Here is an 8281-nt window from a genome sequence, read left to right as displayed (position 1 = left end):
GAAAACGAAACCAAGATTGATGTGGAAGTGCAGCTTATCAATAAGAAGGACATGGAACGGCGCAGTCTGTTTTATTGGTCACAAATGTACCTGATGGGATTAAATAAAGGGGATGACTATATCACCCTCAATCCTGCATTTACCATCAACATTCTGGGACACAAGATTTTCCCGGGAGAGCCACTGCATTCCATGTACAGTATATATAATATTGAAACCGGCCGTAGACTAAATGAAGATATGGAGCTGCATTTTATCGAAGTACCAAAGTTCAAGAAAAAACCTGTTGGTGAAATGACCCGCATGGAACGATGGATGGCCTATTTTTCAAACAAGCTGGATAATACAGAAATGGAGGAACTGATTATGAGCGATGCTGCTATAAAAAATGCCGTAAATGATACCGGTATCTTCATGCAGGATATGGAAGAACGGCTCAGATACATCAACCGCCAAATGGCCATCATGGACTACAACACCGATATGAGAGTATCCCGAGAAGAAGGGCGTGCAGAGGGACGTGCAGAGGGTGCAAGACTCGCTGATCGCCGTACTGTCATGCGCATGCTGAACAAAAATAAATCTATTGACGAAATCTTAGAATATGTAGACTTGTCACGGGAGGAAATCCTAGAGCTGGCCAAGAAAATTTAACACATTATCATAAAAATTTATCCCGCCTGGCAGGTGGCTCAATGCCACCATCAGACGGGATTCTTCGTTATCTAGTTTATCCGATGCTAACGGGTGCTAAGACTCCCTCCTCTTAGGTGGGAATTAAGCACCCGTAAAGCCCTGGGTAAAATTCAACTAAATTCAGATGGAGTTAAAACTCCACCTGAATAAGTTATCATTTTATTTCCATATCACTAAAGATTGCTCTCCTATAAAGTCGTATTATATAAACCATTTCTTTTTTTACTAATTCTTTGAACACATGTATCCCTCCAATAAACAATAATTGCTACATAGGAAGCTAACACCAAGTCAGCACACGACGAATTATAGGTAGTATTAATCTTAGTGGTCCAAACTCGGCATCGCCTCCCCAAAATGCACCTACTAAAATAATCAATATAATTGCAGCCCATAAAGCAAATTTATTATTTTGCCTCCCTATCTTCGCTGCCTCCCTTCTATTAGTGAAATCAGTCCCATCTACAAATCCCCCCTGCATATTGGGCAACATGTATCCTTGAAGAAAATATAATATGGTATATAGACAACCAACCACAATCCACATGTAATCAAGCACATCAAAAGCAAGACAAACCAATTAATATGCTTTTGGGGTTCTACATCACGCTTACAATAAGGACAATATCTCATTTCTCTACCTCATTCTACAAAAGTCTTTACCGCTGATGGATTATATTTGCGTATGAATGTGAAAAAATCTTCAATATCACTGTTATGAATTCTATCATCAGGCATTTTTACCCGCCCATGTTGATAGTGAATTATAATTAGGTTTTCATGCAGTGTAACAGCATTAATCACAAGTACTAAAACAGAAATTATTATTAGAGGCATATAACCAGCGGTAACACCTGCCAATAATAATGCTGCTCCAAATATAATTTCTATTACACTATTTCCTGAAAGCTTCTTTGTTCTCTCCAGTCTAACTATATCTCTAACATCAAAATTAGCTTTTTTTCTTGCCCACTTAATAATAAACCTTTTGTATTGATCAATACTTATTTGAGATCCCGATGTTTTTATTTCAGTTACCTTTGTTCCTGTTCTGCCAAATGTAGTCTTCAATACCCACTCATGCATTTCCGCATTGCTTGGTGACGATATGCTAGGAGTAGTCACTGGCTCAACCGTCTCCACTTCATAAGCAGCAATATCTCCTTCAATCTCCTCCAACAAAGCACCGCAAGAAGAACAAAATTTTACACTGGCACCATATTTTGTTTTGCAATTTGGACACTGCTTCATACCCACTTTGGTCATCTCCTTATTCTTATTCATAATTTTTACTTTTTCTTCGGCTTCTTTAATTTCAATTATTTTCTCTTCCAGCTTATCTGCTAAAATACCTTTAAGAATATCTAAACAATCGCTGAGTGCGTTTGATATTCTGTGATACTTATCATCGTTGGTACGGTCTAGCTTATCATAATCAAGACCTTTACCTATGAAGTTAATACAAAAGCTATTTTTTGTGGTAACAATTTGTAATAATAAACTAGTGCAAATGCCTTCAAAAGGGCGGTTTTGATATTTTTTACCACTTGCTATAGTGTCAAGATTAGATATTTGTGTTCCATTATCCACTACATTGAAATCAATAATATCAGCCCAAGGTATTACACAGTCCCTTACCTTTTCTCCAAAAATTCCTTGTTCATAGATGGGAACATTCAGCAATTTCCTTTCCTCATCTGACTCTAAATACATATAGTTGCTTCTAGTGGTTAATGGCGCACCTACTCTATGCACCCTTCTGATAGGCGTAAAATCTTCTGGCGATACAAATCCTTTTTCCTTGAAAATATCAAGTAATTCACTTTTAGTTTTACCTTCAATATCAGAAACAAATAAACCTTTAGATTGTATGCATTCTTCACACATGAATATGCCATCCCTTAAATTGACACCGGGCACCGATTTTAATTCACCAGACTTAATACCAACTTTTCCAATCATTATTTTCCTGCAGGACCAACATTTTCCTAATTGACATTCTCTGGTTTCTTCAATATCAAATAACCCCATAATCCATCACTCCTCAAATTTTAACCCCTAAAAGAAACATGTTTACAATCATGCAAAAGGTAACTGATACACAGATAAAAAATACATTGATAGCTTATTAAACTTTAACTCACTATTTTAACATTATTAATCAAAAATCCTGCTAATTTGAGAATAATATTCCAATTTAAACTCACGACTTTTTCATACGTCAAATAACCCCTATACTTATTTTTAAGTAAGGAGTGATTTCGTATGGATATTACTGCTTCCCGGCTGCGGGAGCTTCGGAAGTCAAAGCAGCTTTCCCAGGAGGATGTGGCCAAATATCTGGGTATCACTCGGACTGGCTACAATAAATACGAAAGTGGCGACATCAAACCTGTACGAAAGCTAAATGAACTGGCTATCCTGTTTAATGTAAGTGTAGATTACCTGCTTGGTCGTGAGGAATCCACACTGGAGAGCAAGGTTCGTGATGTACCGCCCCACATTAGTGAACAGCTTGAAAAATATCTTGAATTGAGCAAATCCGGCAAAGATATCGTGGATATTACCCTCAATGCTGTATACGAGCAGGAAAACATCAATAGGCAGAGACCTGTCCGTCAACTTCCTTGACACCGACAGAGCTTTACCACTGGTCCTTTAACTCTTCACCATAGAGTAAAGCTACAATCAATGATCAATCTGATTATAAAAAAATCCCAGCAGGTTTTGTTTACCCGCTGGGACAATTTTTATAACGCCATTGTTCAAATTTTTCTTCTTTAGAAGAAAAATCTTCCAATTAGCGTTTCCCTAAAGGACTAGCTTCGCGTCGCAACGAGCTGGGAGATATGCTCGCCAGCTGTTGTAGTTTTTTTCCCCCACCTAAAGAGGTGGGGGACATCTTAAAGCTCGTTATATTTTTATGCTCTCTGTCTGTAATTCAATGAGACTTATTCAATGGGAGATTTATACGGCCACCCAATTCAGTCGAATTAATCCATAGCTTGCGGACGTATCCAAGAGACAAAGACTATTGGTTAATACGTCCCATGTAAAAATGTCAGCTATGGGTGCTTTTCTCCCACTTAAAAGAGGGGAGACTTAGCACCTATTAGCGGTAGTCCAAGTCAAAAATGATTTCTGCCTTTTCACCAAACAGTACCTGATTGCCTGAAGCACTGATTTGAAAAAACATTTCCTGGCGGCGAATCCCCTTGTGTCGGGTGGGCAAATCGAAATCAGCCATGGGAACCACAAATACAAGGCTTTCCCCTGGTGCCAGGGTATCTCCCACATAGTTCTTTGACTCTCCCCCTACTCCATCAGTGGTATAAACGCTAAGATAAGGATTTTCCCAGCTTGTGTTGCTCTTATTTTCCACATTGACCCGTACCTCCCAATCACTTGGATAGGTACCCCCCCAAGCTTTCCATATAGCCGCTGGAATTGTAATATAAGTTCCCCAATTGTTTATTGGGGTATCAGAGGCGTCCGTCCACTCTCCCTGCCGTTTACCATTTAGATAATACTTGGCATAAACGGCATTATTGCCTGTCTCATCACCAGCTGCTTCTTTTTGTGGTGCTGTATTATTTTCTGGGGCGTGGGGGGGATTTTCGGCTGCAGGCCTATTCCCCTGTGATTGGGGCTTATTCTCCTGTAATGCAGGCTTATCCGCTCCAGCCTCAGGTGTCTTTTCCTCTGCGGAGGGAGCAGGCACCTTTTCTTTTACTTCCTCCATGATTTCTTCCACTGCGGGAGGAATGATTTTTTCTTGGTGGGAATGCTGCAAGTTAAACCATATTGCCAGGACAACCGCTATTGCTACCCCAACAACGGCTGCCAGCTTGAGCAGCCTGTTCCGTCTATAGTGAAGCAAATCTTTTTTCAAAGCCTTAGCGGATTGGTAACGGTTCCTTGCATCCACCTCCGTGCATTTTTCCAATATTGGTCTTAGCCAACCATTATAATTCTCCCCCAGCATTTCCGTAAAGGTAATGCCCAGTGAATAAATGTCGCTGCGCTGGTCCGTCTGGCCATAGCCGTACTGCTCCGGCGGTGCGTAGCCCTTGGTGCCCAGCAACCGGGTATCCTCCCTTTGGTTCTCCTTCACCATACGGGCCGCATCAAAATCAATCAGCCGGACAAAGTCATGATCACCAAGCCTTTGCAGAATAATATTTGATGGCTTTATATCCCGGTGAATAATCCCCTTCCCATGGAGCATAATAAGGCCATCACACAGCTGCAGCAGTAGCTTCCTTGCCCTTGCTTCCGTCAAGTATTGACTGTTTTCCAGCAGTTCCTCAAAGGAGGCCCCATTAATAAATTCCTCCACCACTAGGGTGGCCCGGTCATCCTCCGTACAGTAAATGACCTCCGGCCACAGGGACTTGCCCATTCCCTTAAGGGTTGAATAGGGCAGCCTGGCCAGCTTAATATATTTTATGACCACAAAGCTGCCTGTACTGTCAGCGGCCAGCCATACCTCGGCCTTGTCTGTCCGATGGAGCAGACGCACCCTTTCGTATTTGCTTTGTATATATTCCTCCGCCAGCTGTATGACAGTCTTGGAAGTCTCCTGCCCCACAATATCACCTTGCTTTGCTCGCTAAAGTATATTATCATACCACTTAGATTAATATAATAATACATCATTTCAATTGGAGGGGCCATGAAAAATAAAACTACTACCAGTCTGGAGCATGAGCTTAGCGAATCAAAGCGGGTTGAAGATTACCTGACTGTCAATGATTCCGAGCTTGTTAATCAGACCTTGAGTGAGCATCTGGAGGAGCTTATAAAAGAAAAAGGGCTAAACAAAGCCCTCATAATTGAACAATCCGGTCTGGATAAGGTATATGCCTATCACATTTTCGCGGGCCGTAAGAAAGCCTCCCGCAATAAGATATTGGCACTGGCCATTGCCATGGGACTTACACCCGACGAAACACAGCACCTCCTGTATTATGCCAAGGCGGAGCGGCTCTATGTACGCAACAGCTGGGACAGTGTAATATGGCACGCCCTGGAGCATAATCTTTCCGTGGTGGAAACCAATCTGTTGCTGGACAAGCTTGGAGAAACCAAGCTTCTGGATTAAAGAACCTCATCCACCGCCCTTACAGGATCGCAGCCTTCCCCTTCCCCAAAGAGGAAGGCTATTTTACTTGCAGCTCAGCTGCATCCACAGTATTCTGCATCAGCATGGCAATGGTGAGCAGCCCTACGCCCCCCGGCACCGGAGTAATGGCACCGGCTACTTCCTTGACCGCGTCAAAATCCACATCCCCCACCAGCTTTTTCGGGGCGATACGATTTATGCCCACGTCGATTACGGTGGCTCCCGGCTTAATCATGTCCGCAGTGACAAATTTTGGCTTGCCCACGGCGGCAACCACGATGTCAGCATCCTTTACCACCTCAGCCAAATTCTTGGTACGTGAATGACAGATGGTAACGGTGGCATTTTTCCCCAAAAGCAGGTGCAGCATGGGCTTGCCCACAATATTACTGCGGCCAATAACCACCGCCTTGGCTCCCTCCATAGGAATATCTGCCAGCTCCAGCATGCGGATACAGCCATGTGGTGTACATGGTATCAGTGCCTCCTGACCGGTTACCAAACGGCCCACATTAACCGGGTGGAAGCCGTCCACATCCTTTAATGGGTTAATAGCCTCCAGCACCTCTGACTCATAAGGCTGTAAAGCCTTAGGCAATGGCAGCTGTACCAAAATACCGTGAATTTTCGGGTCATTGTTAAGGCGGTTGATTTCAGCCAGAAGCTCCTCCCGGGTAGTACTTTCCGGCATTTCCACCCCCTCAGAATAAAAGCCCAGCTCCGTGCAGGCCTTGTGCTTGTTGCGGACATAGACCTGGGAAGCGGGATTTTCCCCTACGATAATAACGGCCAGGCCCGGAGTAACGCCGTATTTCTCCTTCAGCTGGGCAGCTTTCCTGCCTGCCTCCTCACGAATTTTCGCTGCAAAATACTTGCCTTCCAATAATCTTGCCGTCATAACTTACCTCCAACTTAAATTCCGACTCCCACAAGCCTAATTCCGAATTACGCATTCCAAATTCCGCATTCCGAATTCCAACTCCAAAATTCCGCATTACAAATTCGGAATTCCGCATCCCGAATTCCGAATTATTTAACGTACACACTGGCCAGGGTAAAGAAAAGCATGGCCACGGATACAATGCCGTTTCGCATATAATACTCCCTGGTAAAGGCCCCAAAGCCCTTTATGGCAATCAGGCGGTGCTGATAATATAGCACAGCCGCGGAAACCACCACACCCAAATAATAAATGGTCCCCAGCCCAAAGAGAGTACCCATGTACACGAATATGCCCAGGCACACCACATGGGTGACCTTGGCCAACAGCAGGGCATTCCCGGCCCCCAGGGCTGTAGCCATAGAATGAAGGCCATGGGCCTTGTCAAATTCCTCATCCTGGGCTCCATATACCACATCAAAGCCCCCAATCCACAGGGCGACTGCCGTAAACAGCACAATCATCGGCCAGTCAATGGTACCGGTAACCGCCACCCAGCCCCCGGCCGGAGCCATGGCCACGGCTATACCACAAACATAGTGGCAAAAGCAGGTTATCCGCTTCATATAGGGATAAATGATAAAGGGCAGAGCGGCCACTGGCAATAGCTTTATACAGATAGGATTTAACTGCAATACAGAAAATATCAACACGGCAAAGCATATAGCCACCAGCAGATAAATGTCTTTTTTATTGAGCTGACCGGCCACCATAGGCCGTCCCTTGAACCGTGGCTGATCTACATCGTATTTTAAATCAATCAGGTTATCCAGGGCCAGAGCAGCACTACGGGCCGCCACAATAGTAAGGGTAATCCAGACCATTATCATAATATCCGGCTGGCCATCAGCCGCCAAGAAGGCCGCCATATAGGCAAAGGGAAGGGAAAAAACCGTCTGATAAAATGCCACATTATTAAGGTGAGCATCTATCTTCTGCCAAAAACTATTCATACCGTCAGTCAAGGCCAAGCTCCTTCCACTTCGCATCCACCAAATTCTTTATATCCTGGGACATCTCAATTTCATCCGGCCATTCACGGGTATGCCCTTCCTCTGGCCATGATTTGGTGGCATCAATACCGACCTTGGTTCCCCATTTGGCCATAGGTGAGGAATGATCCAGGACATCCAGCGGCCCCTCCATCATCACCAGATCACGTTTGGCATCAATATTATTAAATACGCGCCACCATACTTCCTTTGGATTCTGCACATCCACATGGGCATCCACGACGATAATCATCTTGATAAACATCATCTGCCCCATCCCCCACAGGGCATTCATAACCTTCTTGGCCTGCATCGGGTAGGTCTTTTTTATTGATACAAAAATACAATCATGGAATACACCCTCCAATGGCATATTCACGTCGACAATTTCCGGTATTACCTGCTGCAATAAAGGCAGGAAAATCCGCTCTGTGGCCTTGGCCAGATAGCAATCCTCCATCGGCGGCTTGCCAACAATAGTGGATGGATATATTGGATTCTTGCGATGGGTAATGCAGGTAATGTGGA

The 8281-nt window shown here is 43.9% G+C and carries 7 protein-coding genes and 1 pseudogene; 3 read left to right on the top strand and 5 right to left on the bottom strand.

Going from position 1 to position 8281, the window contains the following annotated elements; all coding sequences use genetic code 11:
* Positions 1–654: Rpn family recombination-promoting nuclease/putative transposase (locus Q0Y54_RS10255; protein WP_297967294.1), on the top strand; the 654-nt coding region annotated here is incomplete at its 5' end.
* A 684-nt stretch (positions 655–1338) separates the two neighbouring features.
* Here Q0Y54_RS10255 and Q0Y54_RS10250 read toward each other — a convergent pair.
* A complete protein-coding gene (locus Q0Y54_RS10250) occupies positions 1339–2727 on the bottom strand; it encodes a zinc ribbon domain-containing protein (protein ID WP_297967291.1) in 1389 nt (462 codons plus the stop codon).
* A 234-nt stretch (positions 2728–2961) separates the two neighbouring features.
* Here Q0Y54_RS10250 and Q0Y54_RS10245 point away from each other — a divergent pair, with 234 nt between their 5' ends.
* Positions 2962–3327, top strand: coding sequence for a helix-turn-helix domain-containing protein (locus Q0Y54_RS10245; RefSeq protein ID WP_297967288.1), 366 nt, complete (start codon positions 2962–2964; stop codon positions 3325–3327).
* Positions 3328–3808: 481 nt separating this feature from the next.
* On the opposite strand, the gene Q0Y54_RS10240 is transcribed toward Q0Y54_RS10245, so the two are convergent.
* Positions 3809–5287: a serine/threonine-protein kinase gene (locus Q0Y54_RS10240; RefSeq protein ID WP_297967286.1), complete on the bottom strand. Its 1479-nt coding sequence runs from the start codon at positions 5285–5287 to the stop codon at positions 3809–3811.
* A gap of 84 nt (positions 5288–5371) precedes the next feature.
* On the opposite strand from Q0Y54_RS10240, the gene Q0Y54_RS10235 reads away from it, so the two are divergent.
* Positions 5372–5800, top strand: coding sequence for a hypothetical protein (locus Q0Y54_RS10235; RefSeq protein WP_297967282.1), 429 nt, complete (start codon positions 5372–5374; stop codon positions 5798–5800).
* Between the two features lie 58 nt (positions 5801–5858).
* Here the strand turns inward: Q0Y54_RS10235 and folD are convergent, their stop codons facing one another.
* The 3 genes and pseudogenes from folD to Q0Y54_RS10220 form a co-directional block, all read right to left on the bottom strand.
* Positions 5859–6719 carry a bifunctional methylenetetrahydrofolate dehydrogenase/methenyltetrahydrofolate cyclohydrolase FolD gene (folD, locus tag Q0Y54_RS10230; RefSeq protein WP_297967280.1) on the bottom strand — a complete coding sequence of 287 codons (861 nt, stop codon included), beginning with the start codon at positions 6717–6719 and terminating at the stop codon, positions 5859–5861.
* 131 nt (positions 6720–6850) lie between these two features.
* Positions 6851–7714 (bottom strand): 4-hydroxybenzoate octaprenyltransferase, encoded by an 864-nt coding sequence (locus Q0Y54_RS10225; protein WP_297967298.1) that lies wholly within the window; start codon positions 7712–7714, stop codon positions 6851–6853.
* 4 nt (positions 7715–7718) lie between these two features.
* A pseudogene (locus Q0Y54_RS10220) lies at positions 7719–8281 on the bottom strand (UbiD family decarboxylase domain-containing protein); the annotation flags it as partial.

The sequence above is a fragment of the uncultured Anaerovibrio sp. genome, assembly GCF_947302755.1.
GTDB lineage: Bacteria > Bacillota > Negativicutes > Selenomonadales > Selenomonadaceae > Anaerovibrio.
The sequence above is the reverse complement of the archived record's forward strand: the minus strand, read 5'-3'. Positions and strand labels throughout refer to the sequence as shown.